Origin of the sequence: Micromonospora sp. PLK6-60, assembly GCF_019890675.1 — a bacterium.
GTDB lineage: Bacteria > Actinomycetota > Actinomycetes > Mycobacteriales > Micromonosporaceae > Micromonospora.
Map to the genome: position 1 here is coordinate 122,421 of NZ_JAIOAA010000013.1, position 14,634 is coordinate 137,054.

The window sequence follows — 14,634 nt, forward strand, 5'->3', positions numbered from 1 at the left end:
TATTTTTATACCATGCGAGGTCGGGGCGCTCCGGCGGGATATCCTGCGGGCATGGTGCGTCAACCACTCACCGCCGAACAGATCGCCGCGGGCCAGCGCCTCGGGGTCGCCCTGCGGGCGGCGCGGGCCGGCCGCAGCCTCGTCGAGGTGGCCCTGGCGGCCGGGATCTCCCCCGAGACGCTGCGCAAGATCGAGTCGGGTCGGCTGCCCGCACCGGCGTTCGGCACGGTGGTCTGCCTCAGCCAGGCCCTCGACGTCCCGGTCGGCGAACTGGCCGATGTCTGGCTGGCCGCCATGCCCGTCCGCCAGGCGTCCTAACCGCCCGTCGCGTTGTGCCTCGCCACCAGGTCCGGGAGTTCGTCAAGCGCATCGATGCGGAACAGGCACCGCTGCGCCACGGCCGGGTCGTCGAGGATGTGACCCCACGGACCACGCCGGATCAGGCAGGTCTTCATGCCGGCCTGCGCGGCCGGTCGGGCGTCGTTGTCGGGCCGGTCGCCGACGTACAGGATCGCGGACGCGTCGCCGCCGCCCGCGCCGACGACCCGTTCGAAGAAGGCCGGCGACGGCTTCTCCACCCCCCAGGCGTGCGAGGTGCCGATCACGTCCACCGGGAGGTCGAGGGCGCGCAGCGTCGCCTCGGCGTGCGCCGGCTGGTTGCCGGCCAGGCCCACGAGCAGGCCCTGTTCCCGCAGGGCGGCCAGGCACGCCCGCGCGTCCGGATAGAGATCCTCCTCGCCGAACGACTCCGGAACGCCGGCGGCCGCCCGGCGGTCGAGCTCGGCCGCGAGATCGAAGTCGGGCCGGAAGGCCCGGAACGGTTCCTGCCAGTGCCGGCCCCGGGCGATCGCCGCGCCGAAGACCGCCGAGAAGGTGTGCCGTGGTACGCCGAGCCAGTCCGCCCAGGCCGCGAACTCGCGGGACTCGTCGAGGATCGTCCCACCGACATCGAAGAAGACCGCACCGATCACCTGAGACCCCCGTCCCGGTCGCGCCGCCAGTGGATCATAGAAGAAAACTCGGTGCCGCGTGTCGGACCGCGGCGGCGGCGTTCGTAGCAGGGACGACAGGCGGCTGCCCGAGGCGGCGGTCACCGAGACAGGAGATGATCCGGATGGCGCAGTATCTGATGTCCGTGCTCGCCGACACGACCGGCCTCGCCACCGCCGAGGAGATGGCCGCGATCGACGTCTTCAACGAGCAGCTCCAGGCCGACGGCCACTGGGTCTTCGCCGGCGGCCTCGCCGCGCCCGACACGGCCACCGTCGTCGACGCCCGACACGGTGAGCCGGTGTTCACCGACGGCCCCTACCTGGAGTCGAAGGAGCACATCGCCGGTTTCTGGATCGTCGAGGCGCCCGACCTCGACGTGGCGCTGCGGCTCGCGGCCGGCGGCTCGAAGAGCTGCAACCGGCGGGTCGAGCTGCGGCCGCTGCTGGGAGCATGACCGACGTCGCCGAGGTGATCACCCGGGTCCACCGCGCGGAGTGGGCCCGGCTGGTCGCGACCCTGGCCCGGCGCCTCGGCGACCTGGACGTCGCCGAGGAGATGACTGCCGAGGCGTTCGCGACCGCCGTCGAACGCTGGCCGGTCGACGGCGTCCCGCCGAACCCCGGTGGGTGGCTCACCACCACCGCCCAGCGCAAGGCCATCGACCGGCTCCGGCGGGAGGCCCGGCGCGAGGAGAAGCACCAGGAGGCGCTGATGCTCTTCGACACCCCCGAACCGCTCGGCGCCATCGACGACGACCGGCTCCGCCTCCTGTTCACCTGCTGCCACCCCGCCCTCGCCATGGAAGCGCGGATCGCGCTGACCCTGCGGATGGTCGGCGGGCTCACCGTGCCCGAGATCGCCCGCGCGTTCCTGGTCCAGGAGGCCACGGTGGGCCAGCGGATCACCCGCGCCAAGGCGAAGATCAAGGCGGCCAGGATCCCGTACGGGGTGCCGTTCCGGGCCGACCTCCCGGCCCGGGTCGGCGGGGTGCTCGCCGTCCTCTACCTCATCTTCAACGAGGGCTACCTGCCCGCGGACCCGGCGAAGGCGGCGATCCGCGCCGACCTGACCGCCGAGGCGATCCGGCTGACCCGGCTGGTCGAGGCGCTGCTGCCGGCCGACGGCGAGGTGACCGGGCTGCTGGCGCTGATGCTGCTGACCGAGGCCCGGCGGGCCGCCCGGGTGTCGGCGAGCGGTGAACTCGTCACCCTCGGCGAGCAGGATCGCGGCGCCTGGGACCGGGCGCTGATCGCCGAGGGGCACGCCCTGGTCCGCGCGCGTATCGCCACCGGCCAGCCGCCCGGCCGCTACCAGCTCCTCGCCGCGATCAACGCCGTGCACACCCACGCCCCCGACGCCCGGGACACCGACTGGTCGCAGGTCGTCGCGCTCTACGACCAGCTGGTCCGCCTCGACCCCTCGCCGATCGTGCGGCTCAACCGGGCGGTCGCGGTCGCCGAGGTCGACGGCCCGCAGGTCGCGCTGGCGCAGGTGGACGGCCTGCCGCTGGAGGGCTACCACGCCTACCACGCCACCCGCGCCGAGCTGCTGCGCCGGCTGGGCCGCAGCGGGCAGTCGCGGGCGGCGTACGACCGGGCGATCGAGCTGGCCGGCAACACCGCCGAGACGGCGTACCTGATCCGCCGCCGCGACCAGCTCGTCGGCCGCTGACCGTCCACACCGGAGCGTGGCCCCGGTGCTCAGCGCACCGGGTGCCCGTACCGCTCGGACAGGGCGGGCAGGTCGGGCTCGCCGAACCGCTCGACCAGCGCCGCGAACCGGGCCGCGTTGTCCGCGCCGAACCGCCGCACCTTGGCCGCGTACGACGCCGCGGTCAGGAAGGCCGGTGGCGTCGACTTGCTGTGGAACTTGTCGGCGTACATGACCAGCAGCTCCTCCGCGGTGTCGGCCGTGTAGTCGCCGACCGGCAGCGGCAGGCCCTGCCGCAGCACGTCGTCGCGGGTGAGCCCGACGCCGGTGTGATGGGCGCAGAACCTGCTCACCGGCTCGGGGAGGCCGAGGTCACGCAGGAGCGCCTGACCCAGCACCCCGTGCCGGATGTAGTTGCCGTGATCGAGCCGCCCGGTCGGGCCGTAGAGGCGGTAGACGCCGATGTCGTGCAGCAGGCTCCCGGCGCGTACCAGCTCGACGTCGACCGCCGGGCGGTGCCGGTCGAGCAGTTGCTCCGCCACCTCGCACACGATCCGGCAGTGGGTGTAGACGAGGTCGAAGGCTTCCTCGGTCGGCGCGAAGCGTTCGTGCAGCGCCCGGATCTGCGCGTCGGTCGGGATGACCGACGCGTGCTGGATCGTCACGTCCCTCGCCCCGTTCCACCCGTGCGCCGACGACCGCCACACCCTACGCCGCCGCCGGGTAGCCCCTCCTGACGCATCGGGCGCGGCCGGAACGGGCATGATGAGCTGGTGAAGATCCTGTCCATCCAGTCCTCGGTCGCCTACGGCCACGTCGGCAACTCGGCGGCCGTCTTCCCGCTCCAGCGGCTCGGGCACGAGGTGTGGCCGGTGCTGACCGTGCACTTCTCCAACCACACCGGGTACGGCGCGTGGCGCGGCCCGCTGCTGGCCCCGGCCGACGTCGCCGAGGTGATCGCCGGCATCGCCGATCGCGGGGTCCTCGGTGACGCCGACGCGGTGCTCTCCGGCTACCAGGGCGACCCGGCGATGGGCACGGTGATCCTCGACGCGGTGACCCTGGTCAAGACCGCCAACCCGGACGCCGTCTACTGCTGCGACCCGGTGATGGGCGACGTCGGGCGGGGCATGTTCGTCCGGCCCGGCATTCCCGAATACCTGCGCGACGTCGTCGTGCCGCGCGCGGACATCATCACCCCGAACCATTTCGAGCTGGACTTCCTCGCCGGCCGCACCACCACCACGCTGCCGGAGCTGCTGGCCGCGGTGGACGTGGTCCGGGCGACCGGACCGCGGCACGTCCTGGTCACCAGCGTGGTGCACGGTGACGTGCCCGAGGGATCGCTGGAGGTGGTGGCCGTCTCGGACGAGGGCGCCTGGGCGGTGACCACGCCACTGCTGCCGATCACCCCCAACGGCGGCGGGGACGTGACCGCGGCGCTGTACCTGGCGCACCTGTCGGCCACGGGCTCGCCGGCTACGGCGCTGGAACGCACCGTCAACTCCGTGTTCGCCGTGTTCGAGGCGACCCTCGCGGCGGGCACCCGGGAGTTGCAGCTCGTCGCGGCCCAGGACGCGATCGCCGTGCCGCCGGCCCGGTTCGCCGCCCGCCAGGTGCGCTGAACCGGGCGGCCGGTCCGCTGGGGACCGGCCGCCCGGCACCACACCCGCCCTACGGGCGCGTGGGCGCGGCGGCCGGTTGCCAGGCCGCCACCACCTTGGTCCAGAGCCTCGCGCCGAGCCGCCGGTAGAACCGCTGCGCGGCGGTGTTGCCCGGCTTCACCTCCCAGCGGATCAGCAGGCCCTCGTCGGCCACCGAGGCGGCCAGGCCGGTCATCAGCCGCCGGCCGACGCCCGCGTCCCGGGCGTCCGCCCGCACGTACAGGTCGTCGAGGGCGAGGATGTCCCGGCCGCTCCACAGGTGCGGGCGGCGCTGCGCGGAGACGTACCCGAGGGGGCGGCCGGCCCGCTCGGCGAGCAGCACCAGTACGTCGTCGCGGCCCAGCATCTCCCGCCAGCGCGGAACGTCGGTGGTGACGTGCGCGGCGTCGCCCTCGTGGGCGGCGAGCTCCCGGACCAGGGTGTCCACGGTCGGCGCGTCGGCCGGGACGGCCCGGCGCAGGGTTACCCGGGTTTCGGTGATCATGGTCGTTCCTCTCGTCGTCGCCTCGCCGGACGGTCGGCCGGCGGTCGATGCGGCGGCGGCGCGAACCACCACCGCCATGGGTCAGGGAGTGGCGATGGCCCGCAATACGTCCATCCGGGCGGCCCGCCGGGCCGGCAGCAGCCCCGCCAGCAGCCCGGCGGTGAGGGCGACCGCCACCACCGCCGCCAGCCGGCCCGCCGGCAGCGCCAGCGCGGTCGGGGCGTCCCGGTCGAGGACCGCCACGGTGGCCGCGGCGAACCCGGCGCCGAGCGTCACCCCGACGGTGGTGGCCAGGGCGGCGACGAGCACCGCCTCCCAGCGGATGGTCCAGCCCACCTGGCGGCGGCTCGCCCCGACGGCCCGCAGCAGGCCCAGCTCGGCGGTGCGTTCGGTGATGGACAGGGCCAGCGTGTTGGTGATGCCCAGCAAAGCGATCAGCACGGCCAACATCAGCAGCGCGGTCACCAGGCCGAGGACCTGGTCCACCATCCCGGTCCGCCCGGCCACCGCGGCGGCCTGGTCGCGTACGTCGGCGGTGGGGGTGTCGGCCAGCGCCGCGGTGACCGCCCGCCGCGCGACCGCCGGGTCGGTGTCCGGTGCGAGGCGGACCAGCACGCTCGCGTCGGCCCGCTCCCGGTAGAGCGTGGCGAAGGTGTCCAGCGCGATGATGTGGTCGGTGGCCAGCGCCCGGGCGTCGGAGTCGCGCAGCAGGCCGACCACCGGCAGCCGGCGGGTGCCGGTGTGCGAGAACGTCATCGGCAGGTCGTCGCCGACCCGCAGCCCGCGCTGGCGGGCCACGTGCTCGGCGAGCACCACCCCGCCGCCGCGCAGCGCGTCCAGGCTGCCCGCGGTCATCCGCAGCGCGGCGACCCGGGGGAGGGTGGCCGGGTCCACGGCGGTGAGCGCCGACACCTGCTCGCCGTCGCGCCAGTGCCCGTACCGGATGCGGGAGGTCACCGCCACCTCCGGCAGCCCGGCGATCCGCTCGTGCACCTCCGGGGCGAGGCCGCCGAGCATCTCGCCGCGGGCGCTCTCCACCACCAGGTCCGCGGTGACCACCTCGGCGTACGAGTCGCGGATCGAGTTCTTCACCGACGTGCCGAGCACCGCCAGGTAGCTGATCAGCGCCAGCCCGAGGGCCAGCGCCAGCGCGGTGGCGGCGGTCCGGGCGGGGGTCCGGGCGGCGGCCTCGACCGCCAGCCGGCCCGGCGTGCCGGCCAGCCGCAGCGGCCGGCCGAGCAGGCGGACCAGGGGCGGGGCGAGCGCCGGGCCGAGCAGCGCCAGACCGAGCAGCGCCCCGGTCGCGGCGACGGCCAGCAGGGTGACCGGCGCGCCCGTGGCGACCAGCCCGGCCGCCGCGCCGCCCGTCACGGTGGCCAGCAGGCCCAGCCCGGTCCGGGTCCGGCCGGTGCCGGCGGCGGTGGCCCGGCGCAGCGCCGCCACCGGGGCGACCCGGGCGGCCCGCCGGGCCGGCCCGGCCGCCGCCAGCACCGTGACCAGCACCCCCACCACGGCGGCGACCAGCAGGGTACGGGGGGTGACCACCAGGCCGCCGTCCGGCAGCGGTACGCCGAACGCGCCCGCCAGCCGTCGCATCGCCGCCGCCGCGCCGACCCCGAGCACCGCGCCGAGCCCGGCGGCGGCGACGCCCACCAGCAGCGCCTCGCCGAGGATGGACCGCAGCACCTGCCCGCCGGTCGCGCCGGCGGCCCGCAACAGGGCCAGTTCCCGGGCCCGCTGGGTGACCACGATCGAGAACGTGTTGCCGATCAGGAAGGCGCCGACCAGCAGCGCGGCGGCGGCCAGCGCGAGCAGCATCACCCGGATCATGTCGAGCTGGGCGCGGGCGGCCTTGGCGCCGGCCGCCGCGATGTCCTGGCTGGTGGCGACCTCCACCTCGGCGCCGAGCGCCTGGCCGATCCGCTGTCGCAGGTCACCGGCCGCGACGTCGGGCGCCGCGACCACCGCCACCTCGGAGACGCCGGTGCCGAGGCGCAACAGCCGCTGGGCTGTCGCCAGGTCCACCAGCGCGACCGTGCTGTCGGGCAGGCCGGACCGGTCGCCGAAGCCGGCCAGGCCGACCACCCGCAGCCGGGCGGTCTCCACCGCGCGGACCGTCACCGTGTCGCCCAGCCGTACGCCGTGGGCGCGGGCGGTGTCCTCGTCCACCACCACCTCGTCGGCCGCCGCCGGGGCCCGGCCGGTGCGCACCGGGAACGCCCCGACCGGGGCGGGCTCCCAGGAGGCCAGCACCGAGGCCCCGCGGGGGACCACCGGCCGGCCGGCCACCTCCAGCAGCCCCTCGCCGCGCACCAGCGGCCGGGCGGCGGACACCCCGGGCAGCGCGGCGACGCGCCGCACGGTGGTCTCGGGCAGCGGATCGCGGGCCACCTCGACCCCCATCGCCGAGTCGAACGCGACGGCGTCCCGCACGGTCAGGTCGGTGCCCGCCGTGGCGGTGCGGAACTGGTCGTCGAGCAGCCGGGTCGAGGTGTCGGTCAGCACCAGGCTGCCGGTCACGAAGGCCACCCCGAGGACGACCGCGACCACCGTGAGCGCCAGCCGGGCCCGCCGGGCCAGCGTGCTGCGCAGCGTCAACCGCCACATCTCAGGCACCTTCCTCGTCGGTGGAGCGGGTCAGCCGCGCCATCCGGTCCAGCACCGCCGCCGCCGTCGGGTCGGCCAACTCGCCGTCGACCCGACCGTCGGCGAGGAACAGCACCCGGTCGGCGTACGCGGCGGCGTGCGGGTCGTGGGTGACCATGACGACGGTCTGGCCCAGCTCGTCGGCGGCGCGGCGCAGGAAGCCGAGCAGCGCCCGGGCCGACTGGGAGTCCAGGTTGCCGGTCGGCTCGTCGGCGAAGACGATCTCCGGCCGGGTGATCAGGGCGCGGGCCACGGCGACCCGCTGCTGCTGGCCGCCGGAGAGTTCACCGGGTCGGTGCCGTAGCCGGTCGGCCAGGCCGAGGGTGGCGACGAGGTGGTCCAGCCGCTCGGGGTCGGGGCGGCGCCCGGCCAGGGTCAGCGGGAGCAGGATGTTCTCCCGCGCGGTCAGCGTGGGCACCAGATTGAAGCTCTGGAAGACGAAGCCCACCCGGTCGCGGCGCAGCAGCGTGCGCTGCCGCTCGCCGAGGCGGGCCAGGTCGGTCCCGCCGAGCAGAACCTCCCCGGAGTCCACCGTGTCCAGTCCGGCCAGGGCGTGCAGCAGAGTGGACTTGCCGGAGCCCGACGGGCCCATCACGGCGGTGAACCGGCCGCGGGCGATGGTCACGCTGACCCCGTCCAGGGCGCGGACGGCGGTGGCGCCCCGGCCGTACGTCTTGACCACCGCCCGGGTGCGGGCGGCGACGTCGGGCTCGGCGGCGGGGATCGGATCGGTGACGGACGGCAGGACGGCGGTGCGGTTGGTCATGGCATTGCTCTCCTCGGTCTGGGGGCGCCGGTCAGCGGGTGCGGGCGGGGCGGACGTCGACGCGGTGCCGCGGGCGGCGGCGCAGCCGGCGGGACAGCTCGGCCTGCTCCAGGCGGATCAGCTCGGTGGTGAGAAAGGGGTGCACGGGATGCCTCCTCGACGTGGGTTCGGTGCCGACGTGGACCACCGTCGCGGGCCGCGCTGTCCGGACGCTGGCCGCCGGGGCGGGCCGGGTGGACAGCGCCCGGACAGCGGGCCGGGCGAACCTTCCGGCATGGAACGCGAGGAGTGGGCGGAACTGTCGGTGCCGCTGCCGGACGGGATCTGCCGGCACTGCGTGCGGTGGATCAGCGGCCGGCTCCGGGACCTGCCCGGCGTGGTGTCGCTGGAGTACGACGCGGACCGCCGGGTGCTGCGGGTCGGCGGTGAGCCGGACCTGGCGGCGCTGCGCCGGGCCGGGTTCGCCGCCCGCCGCGAGGAGGGGGGTTAGGCCAGGTTTTCGGCGGCCTGGCGGGCCCGTCGTGCCTCGTCGGGCTGCCCGGCGTCGGCCGCCGCGTCGGCGGTCAGCTGCCAGAGCCGGCGGCGGGCCCACGGGAACTCCCGCTCCTCGAACAGCGCCAGCGCGGTGCGGCAGCCCTCGACGGCGCGCACCGGATCACCGCCGGCGTACGCGATCCGCGCCCGGCCCCAGGCGGCCCAGGCCCGGCAGCGCGGGTTGCCGCTGCGCCGCGCGGTGTCGTCCGCCTCGGCGAGCAGCGCCGGCACGTCCCCGGCGTCGTCCCGGTCCAGCCGGGTGTGCGCGAGCTGCACCAGGCTGAACGCCAGCGCGTGCGGGGACGCGGTGACCGCCCGCGCCGCGCCCACCGCCTCGGTGAGCGCCCGCAGCGCCTCGTCGCCCCGGCCGCCCTCGCGCAGCGCGACGCCCAGGTGCGCGTGGATGCCGGCCACCAACAGCCGGTCCTCGGTGCGGGCCAGCAGGTCCAGGCAGTGCGTCCAGCGGTCGGCGGAGCGGTCGAAGGCACCGGCCCGCAGATCGAGCAGCGCCTCGACGTACCAGGTCATCGCCGACCACCACGGGTCGGCCAGCTCCGCCCGGGCCCGCTCGACGAGCCGGCGGTGCCGGTCCAGGTCCCCGTCGTACTGGCCCTCCCAGGCCAGCGCCAGCCCGGAGATGGCGGCGTTGCCGGCGTCGCCGAGCCGTTCGTGCAGCTCCAGCGCCTCCCGGCTGGCCGCCCGGGTGACCGGGGTCGGGTAGTACACGCCGAGCAGGCCGACCCGTTGCAGGGCGGCGGCCCGCTCGGCCGGGGTGAGGCGGCCGGTGTCCACCAGCGCGGTCAGCGCCCGGATCCCCTCGTCGCGCAGCCCGTAGCTCCAGAACGGGTACAGCGCCCGGGCCAGCCGCAGCCCGGCCGCCGTGCCGTCCGGCCGGGCCAGGCAGAAGTCGACCGCGGCGCGCAGGTTGTCGTGCTCCGCCACCAGCCGGGCCCAGGCGTCGCCGCCGGCGCGCGCGGACGGGCCGTACCGTTCGGCCAGTTCGGTGAAGTGCGCGACGTGCCGCTGCCGGGTCTGCTCCCGCTCGCCGGCCTCGTCGAGCCGGCCGGCGGCGTACTCCCGGACGGTGACCAGCAGCCGCATCCGCCCGCTGGCCGGGTCCGGCACCACCAGCGAGCGGTCGACCAGCCGGAAGAGCAGGTCGAGCACCTCCTCGGCGGCGAGGCCGGCGAAGGCGCAGACCCGTTCCGCCGCGGCCAGGTCCCAGCCGCCCCGGAACACGGCCAGCCGGCGCAGCAGCCGCCGCTCGGCGTCGGTGAGCAGCTCGTGGCTCCAGTCCAGGGTGGCCCGCAGCGTCCGGTGCCGGGCCTCGGCGGTACGCGCCCCGGCGGTGAGCAGCGCGAACCGGTCGTGCAGCCGGGCGGCGATCTCCGCCGGCGGCAGCGCCTTCACCCGGGCGGCGGCCAGCTCGATGGCGAGCGGCATGCCGTCGAGCTGGCGGCAGATCTCCACCACGGCGGGGGTGGTCGCGGCGTCCAGGGCGAAGTCGGGCCGTACCGCGCGGGCCCGGTCGACGAAGAGCCGGACCGCCGGGCTCGCCGCGGCCTGCGCCGCCTCCTCCGGTACGGCCAGCGGCGCGACGGCCAGCTGCGTCTCGCCCGGCACGGCCAGCGCCTCCCGGCTGGTGGCCAGTACGCGCAGCGCCGGGCAGCCGTCCACCAGCCGCTCCACCAGCGCCGCCACCTCGTCCACCAGGTGTTCGCAGTTGTCCACCACCAGCAACGCCGGCTCCCGGCCCAGCCGGGCGGCGACCGCGGCGGTGGCGGCGTCGCCGGTGCCGCCGGCCACCTGGAGCTGACCGGCCACCGCCGCCGGCAGGTCCGCTCCGGCGGGCACCGCCGCCAGCCGGACCAGGTGTACGGGCAGCTCCGCCTGGAACCGGCGGGCCACCTCCAGGGCGAGCGTGGTCTTGCCGACGCCACCCGGGCCGGTCAGCGTGACCACCCCGGCCCCGTCCAGCCGCTCGCGTACCCGGCGCAGGTCGGCGTCCCGGCCGACCATCGAGGTGAGCCGGCGGGGCAGGAGCGCGCCGTCCGGCGGGCCAGGCGGGGCCGTACCCCCGACCAGCGCCGACGCCGCGACGGCCGGTCGCTGCCCGGCGGCCGGCGGGGCGGCGGCGGGTGACGTGGCGGCGGGCGCGGGCCGCGGTGGCGCGGCGGCCGGCGGCACCTGCTGGCGCAGGATGGCCTCGGCCAGCGCCCGCAGCTCCGGCCCCGGGTCGATGCCCAGTTCGTCGGCGAGCCGCCGGCGCAGCGCGTGGTACGCGGTCAGCGCGTCCGCCTGCCGGCCGGCCCGGTACCGGGCCAGCATCAGCAGCCGGTGCGCGCGTTCCCGCAGCGGGTGCGCGGCGACCAGGCGCTCCAGGTCGGGCAGCGCGGCGGCCTGCCGGCCGGCGTCCAGCAAGAGTTCCAGCCGGTCCTCGACGGCGCCGAGGCGCAGCTCCTCCAGCCGGCCGCCCTCGGTGGCGACCCACCCGGCGTCGGGCACGTCGGCCAGAGCGGGGCCGCGCCACAGGGCCAGCGCCGCGTCGAACCGGGCCAGCGCCGCCGTCGGATCCCGCTCCGCGCGCGCCTGCGCCAGCAGCCGCTCGAAGCGGTGCGCGTCGACCGCGTCGCCGGGCACCGCGAGCAGGTAACCGGGGGCCCGGGTGACCACCAGGTCGGCGCCCGCCCCGGCCCCGGCCAGCGCCCGGCGCAGCTTCGACACCCGCAGCTGCAAGGCGTTGGCCGCGTCGGCGGGCGGCGCACCGGCCCAGAGCGCGTCGGTCAGGGTGTCGGCGGCGACCACCCGGCCGGCGGCCAGCAGCAGCCGGGCCAGCAGCGCCCGGTTCGCCGGGGGCAGCGTCACCGGCGGCCGGCCGGCGACGCGCACCTCCACGGTGCCGAGCAGGCCGAAGGTGACCGGTGACCCGTCCTCCCGGTCCATCCCGCTCCCGTCCGCCCGGCTCGCCCGCCGCCCAGCCTCGACCGGGTCGCCGCCCCGGGCGGCCCCATCGTACGGGCGGCCCGGCCGCTCGCCCACGGTGATCGACCGGCCGTTCGGGCGGTGATCACCGCCGGTCGTCGGCCCGCCGGCTCAGCGGGCCATGCCGGCTCCGGCTCAGTGGCGGGCGACGTAGACGGTGTTGGCCGATTCGCGGCGTTGCAGCGGGTTGGCGAACCGGACGACGTGGGCCACGGTGGTCGGGAACACCTCGGTGAGGATGCGCTGGAACTCCGGGTCCGGCGGGTCGTTCGACCAGAGGGCGAAGACCCCCTCCGGGTGCAGGTGCCGGGCCATCCGGTGCAGCCCGTCGACGGTGTAGAAGGCCCGGTGCGCGGGGTGCAGCACGTGCCGCGGAGAGTGGTCGATGTCCAGCAGCACGGCGTGGAACCGCCGCCCGGGCTCGTCCGGGTCGAAGCCGTCCGCGCTGTCCGCCGCGGCGAAGAAGTCGGTGTGCGCGAACCGGGTCCGGGGGTCGCTCGCCAGCCCGTCGGCGAACGGCAGCAGGCCGGCCCGGTGCCACTCGATCACGTCGTCGAGCGCCTCCACCACCAGCATCGAGCGGACCCGGGGCTCCTCCAGCGCGGTCCGCGCGGTGTAGCCCAGGCCCAGGCCGCCGACCACCACGTCCAGGTCCGTGCCGGCCAGCGGGGCCAGGCCGAGCCGGGCCAGCTCGATCTCCGCCACCGGGAAGAGGCTGGACATCAGGTACTCGTCGTCGAGCTTCACCTCGTACACGTCGACGTCGAGCGCCGGGTCCCGCCGCCGGCGCAGGCTGATCGCCCCCATCGGGGTCTCCCGCCAGGCCAGTTCCTCGAATCGAATGCCCACGGGTGGTCCCTCTTTCCGGCCGGTTCGGTGCACCGGATGCTACCGGTCGCGCCGGCGTGAACACGCGGGATCGCCCCGACACCAGCCGACCGGTCACCACGGCCAGAGCGCCGCCCCCACCGTGCCGACCAGCGCGACGGCCCCGAACACCGAGGCCGGCCCGGAGGAGCCCCGCCAGCGCAGGGTCACCGCCGCGGCGGCGGTCAGCAGCAGCGCCACCGGGCCGGTCAGGGTCAGCCACGCGCCCCACGCCGCCGCGCCGGTGCCGCGGGTGCCGGCCGCTCCGTGGGTCAGCAGCCAGCCGCCGAACAGCACGCCCGCCCAGCTCACCGGGGTGAGCGCGGAGGTGGCGACGGCCAGCGCCTCCACCGTCTGGCCGGGCCCCAGCCGGGCGACCGGCTCCGGCCCGGCCGTACCGGTGATCGGCCGGCGGTCGGGCGCGGCCGGTCGCAGTCCCGGCCGGCGGGCGGTGGCGCTCGTCATCCGGCGAACCTAGACCGGGACCGGCCGGCGGCGGATCCCCCGTCGGGCCGGGGTCGGGCACCGGTGGTGCCGGCCGGCGCGGCACCACCGGTCCACGGCCGTCGATCTCCCGGCCGCCACGCAGGGTCCCCGGGAGATCGACGGAACGCTTATCCTGGGCGGCGATCGTACGCCGGAAGGGGCCGCATGCCGTCGCGGCAGGACCAACTGCACTCGTACCAGTTCACCGTCCAGCGGGCGGTCGCCGCCCTGGTGATGCGGGAGACGGATCCGGCCCGCTCGCCGTTCCGCCGGCTCGCCGGCGCCGGGCTGGCCAGCGTGCTGGTCGCCGCGATCGGCCTCGGCGGCTCCGCCCTGTACGGCCTGTTCGCCGGCGGTGGCACCAAGTGGCGGGACACCGCGGCGGTGATCGTGGAGAAGGAATCCGGCGCCCGCTTCGTCTACCGTCAGGACAAGCTGCACCCGGTGCTCAACTACGCCTCGGCGTTGCTGATCACCGGCGCCGAGCAGCCGCGGACCGTGCTGGTGTCCCGCCGCTCGATCGAGGGGGTGCCGCGCGGCCTGCCGCTGGGCATCGCCGACGCCCCCGACTCGCTGCCCGCGCCCGGCCGCCTCGCCACCGACGGGTGGACGGTCTGCTCGGTGGCCGGCGGCGCCGAGGGGGAGCGTCCCGCCCCCCGCTCGGCGCTGCTGATCGGGCTGGCCGCCCGGGGCGGTCGCCCGCTGCGCGACGACGGGCTGCTGGTCCGGCATCCCGACGGCACCCTGTACCTGCTCTGGCACCAGCGGCGGCACCTGGTCCGCGACGCCGACCGGGTGCTCGCGGCGCTGGCCGCCACCCGGGAGCGGGCGGTCCCGGTGGCGCCCGCCCTGCTCAACACCCTCGCCGTGGGCGGCGACCTGGCCGCGCCTCCGGTGCCCGGGCTGGGGGAGCGGTCCCGGCGGGTGCCCGGCGCCACCGTCGGGGACGTCTACCTGGTCCGCAACACCGGCGGCGGCCGGCAGTACGCGGTCGCCGAGCGGGACGGCCTCGCCGGCATCACCGAGTTCCAGGCCAGCCTGCTGCTGGCCCGCACCCGCCAGGGCACCCCGGAGCAGCTCACTCTCGGCCGCTTCGCCGAGTTGCCCAAGCGGCCCGACCGGGTGCCCCGGGGGCCGACCGCCCCGCCCCCGTCGCCGCCCCGGCTGGCGACCGTCGACGGGGACGGCGTCTGTGCCCGTACCGGGGACGACGGGGGCGCGCGGGAGGTGCGGCTGGGCGCCGCCGTGCCGGACCTGGCCGGCGCCGCCCCGACCGGGGCCACGGCCGGCGACGTCCCGCTGGCCGATCACGTCCTGGTGGAGCCGGGCCGGGGAGCGGTGGTGGAGAGCGTGGCCGCGCCCGGAGCGGCCGGCGGCACGGTCTGCGTGGTGACCGATCTGGGCCGCCGGTACGTGCTGGCCGACCGCGGCGTGCTGCCGATGCTCGGCTACCGCGACGTGCGGCCGGTACGCCTGCCCGCCGGCCTGGTCAGCCTGGTGCCCGCCGGCAGCCCGCTGGACCCGGCGGCGGCCCGGGCGGTGGCCGCCCCCGGCTGACCCGG

At 76.8% G+C, this 14,634-nt stretch carries 14 protein-coding genes; 6 read left to right on the forward strand and 8 right to left on the reverse strand.

Going from position 1 to position 14,634, the window contains the following annotated elements:
- Positions 1–51: 51 nt before the first annotated feature.
- Positions 52–318 (forward strand): helix-turn-helix domain-containing protein, encoded by a 267-nt coding sequence (locus tag K7640_RS22365; protein ID WP_222956838.1) that lies wholly within the window; start codon positions 52–54, stop codon positions 316–318.
- On the opposite strand, the gene K7640_RS22370 is transcribed toward K7640_RS22365, so the two are convergent.
- On the reverse strand, positions 315–971 hold the full coding sequence (locus K7640_RS22370; protein ID WP_222956839.1) for an HAD family hydrolase: 657 nt from the start codon (positions 969–971) through the stop codon (positions 315–317). The genes K7640_RS22365 and K7640_RS22370 overlap by 4 nt on opposite strands.
- Before the next feature lie 143 nt (positions 972–1,114).
- Here K7640_RS22370 and K7640_RS22375 point away from each other — a divergent pair, with 143 nt between their 5' ends.
- Positions 1,115–1,447 carry a YciI family protein gene (locus tag K7640_RS22375; RefSeq protein ID WP_222956840.1) on the forward strand — a complete coding sequence of 111 codons (333 nt, stop codon included), beginning with the start codon at positions 1,115–1,117 and terminating at the stop codon, positions 1,445–1,447.
- Complete coding sequence (locus K7640_RS22380; protein ID WP_222956841.1) at positions 1,444–2,664, forward strand: RNA polymerase sigma factor; 1,221 nt, start codon at positions 1,444–1,446, stop codon at positions 2,662–2,664. Before K7640_RS22375 ends, K7640_RS22380 begins: the two co-directional genes overlap by 4 nt.
- Before the next feature lie 29 nt (positions 2,665–2,693).
- On the opposite strand, the gene K7640_RS22385 is transcribed toward K7640_RS22380, so the two are convergent.
- Complete coding sequence (locus tag K7640_RS22385; protein WP_308042630.1) at positions 2,694–3,308, reverse strand: HD domain-containing protein; 615 nt, start codon at positions 3,306–3,308, stop codon at positions 2,694–2,696.
- Between the two features lie 108 nt (positions 3,309–3,416).
- Here K7640_RS22385 and pdxY point away from each other — a divergent pair, with 108 nt between their 5' ends.
- A complete protein-coding gene (gene pdxY / locus K7640_RS22390; RefSeq protein ID WP_222956843.1) occupies positions 3,417–4,268 on the forward strand; it encodes a pyridoxal kinase PdxY in 852 nt (283 codons plus the stop codon).
- A gap of 49 nt (positions 4,269–4,317) precedes the next feature.
- On the opposite strand, the gene K7640_RS22395 is transcribed toward pdxY, so the two are convergent.
- The 3 genes from K7640_RS22395 to K7640_RS22405 all read right to left on the reverse strand — a co-directional run bounded on the left by K7640_RS22395 (position 4,318) and on the right by K7640_RS22405 (position 8,203).
- A complete protein-coding gene (locus tag K7640_RS22395; RefSeq protein ID WP_222956844.1) occupies positions 4,318–4,791 on the reverse strand; it encodes a GNAT family N-acetyltransferase in 474 nt (157 codons plus the stop codon).
- Positions 4,792–4,872: 81 nt separating this feature from the next.
- On the reverse strand, positions 4,873–7,398 hold the full coding sequence (locus tag K7640_RS30635; protein ID WP_222956845.1) for an FtsX-like permease family protein: 2,526 nt from the start codon (positions 7,396–7,398) through the stop codon (positions 4,873–4,875).
- Between the two features lies 1 nt (position 7,399).
- A complete protein-coding gene (locus tag K7640_RS22405; protein ID WP_222956846.1) occupies positions 7,400–8,203 on the reverse strand; it encodes an ABC transporter ATP-binding protein in 804 nt (267 codons plus the stop codon).
- 274 nt (positions 8,204–8,477) lie between these two features.
- Between K7640_RS22405 and K7640_RS22410 the strand changes: the two genes are divergently transcribed.
- Positions 8,478–8,693, forward strand: a complete 216-nt coding sequence (locus K7640_RS22410; protein ID WP_222956847.1) for a heavy metal-associated domain-containing protein — start codon at positions 8,478–8,480, stop codon at positions 8,691–8,693.
- On the opposite strand, the gene K7640_RS22415 is transcribed toward K7640_RS22410, so the two are convergent.
- The 3 genes from K7640_RS22415 to K7640_RS22425 form a co-directional block, all read right to left on the reverse strand.
- Positions 8,690–11,680 carry a BTAD domain-containing putative transcriptional regulator gene (locus K7640_RS22415; RefSeq protein ID WP_222956848.1) on the reverse strand — a complete coding sequence of 997 codons (2,991 nt, stop codon included), beginning with the start codon at positions 11,678–11,680 and terminating at the stop codon, positions 8,690–8,692. The genes K7640_RS22410 and K7640_RS22415 overlap by 4 nt on opposite strands.
- 174 nt (positions 11,681–11,854) lie before the next feature.
- Positions 11,855–12,568 carry a spermidine synthase gene (locus K7640_RS22420; protein ID WP_222956849.1) on the reverse strand — a complete coding sequence of 238 codons (714 nt, stop codon included), beginning with the start codon at positions 12,566–12,568 and terminating at the stop codon, positions 11,855–11,857.
- Between the two features lie 93 nt (positions 12,569–12,661).
- Entirely contained in the window at positions 12,662–13,051 is a 390-nt protein-coding gene (locus tag K7640_RS22425) for a hypothetical protein (protein WP_222956850.1), read from the reverse strand.
- A gap of 186 nt (positions 13,052–13,237) precedes the next feature.
- On the opposite strand from K7640_RS22425, the gene eccB reads away from it, so the two are divergent.
- On the forward strand, positions 13,238–14,629 hold the full coding sequence (eccB, locus tag K7640_RS22430; protein ID WP_222956851.1) for a type VII secretion protein EccB: 1,392 nt from the start codon (positions 13,238–13,240) through the stop codon (positions 14,627–14,629).
- Positions 14,630–14,634: the final 5 nt, after the last annotated feature.

Bases quoted from the DNA above. Each gene is read 5' to 3' on its own strand.
- K7640_RS22365 (WP_222956838.1), top strand. From the start codon at position 52: ATGGTGCGTCAACCACTCACCGCCGAACAGATCGCCGCGGGCCAGCGC.
- K7640_RS22375 (WP_222956840.1), top strand. From the start codon at position 1,115: ATGGCGCAGTATCTGATGTCCGTGCTCGCCGACACGACCGGCCTCGCC.
- K7640_RS22380 (WP_222956841.1), top strand. From the start codon at position 1,444: ATGACCGACGTCGCCGAGGTGATCACCCGGGTCCACCGCGCGGAGTGG.
- K7640_RS22395 (WP_222956844.1), bottom strand. From the start codon at position 4,791: ATGATCACCGAAACCCGGGTAACCCTGCGCCGGGCCGTCCCGGCCGAC.
- K7640_RS30635 (WP_222956845.1), bottom strand. From the start codon at position 7,398: ATGTGGCGGTTGACGCTGCGCAGCACGCTGGCCCGGCGGGCCCGGCTG.
- K7640_RS22405 (WP_222956846.1), bottom strand. From the start codon at position 8,203: ATGACCAACCGCACCGCCGTCCTGCCGTCCGTCACCGATCCGATCCCC.
- K7640_RS22410 (WP_222956847.1), top strand. From the start codon at position 8,478: ATGGAACGCGAGGAGTGGGCGGAACTGTCGGTGCCGCTGCCGGACGGG.
- K7640_RS22415 (WP_222956848.1), bottom strand. From the start codon at position 11,680: ATGGACCGGGAGGACGGGTCACCGGTCACCTTCGGCCTGCTCGGCACC.
- K7640_RS22425 (WP_222956850.1), bottom strand. From the start codon at position 13,051: ATGACGAGCGCCACCGCCCGCCGGCCGGGACTGCGACCGGCCGCGCCC.
- eccB (WP_222956851.1), top strand. From the start codon at position 13,238: ATGCCGTCGCGGCAGGACCAACTGCACTCGTACCAGTTCACCGTCCAG.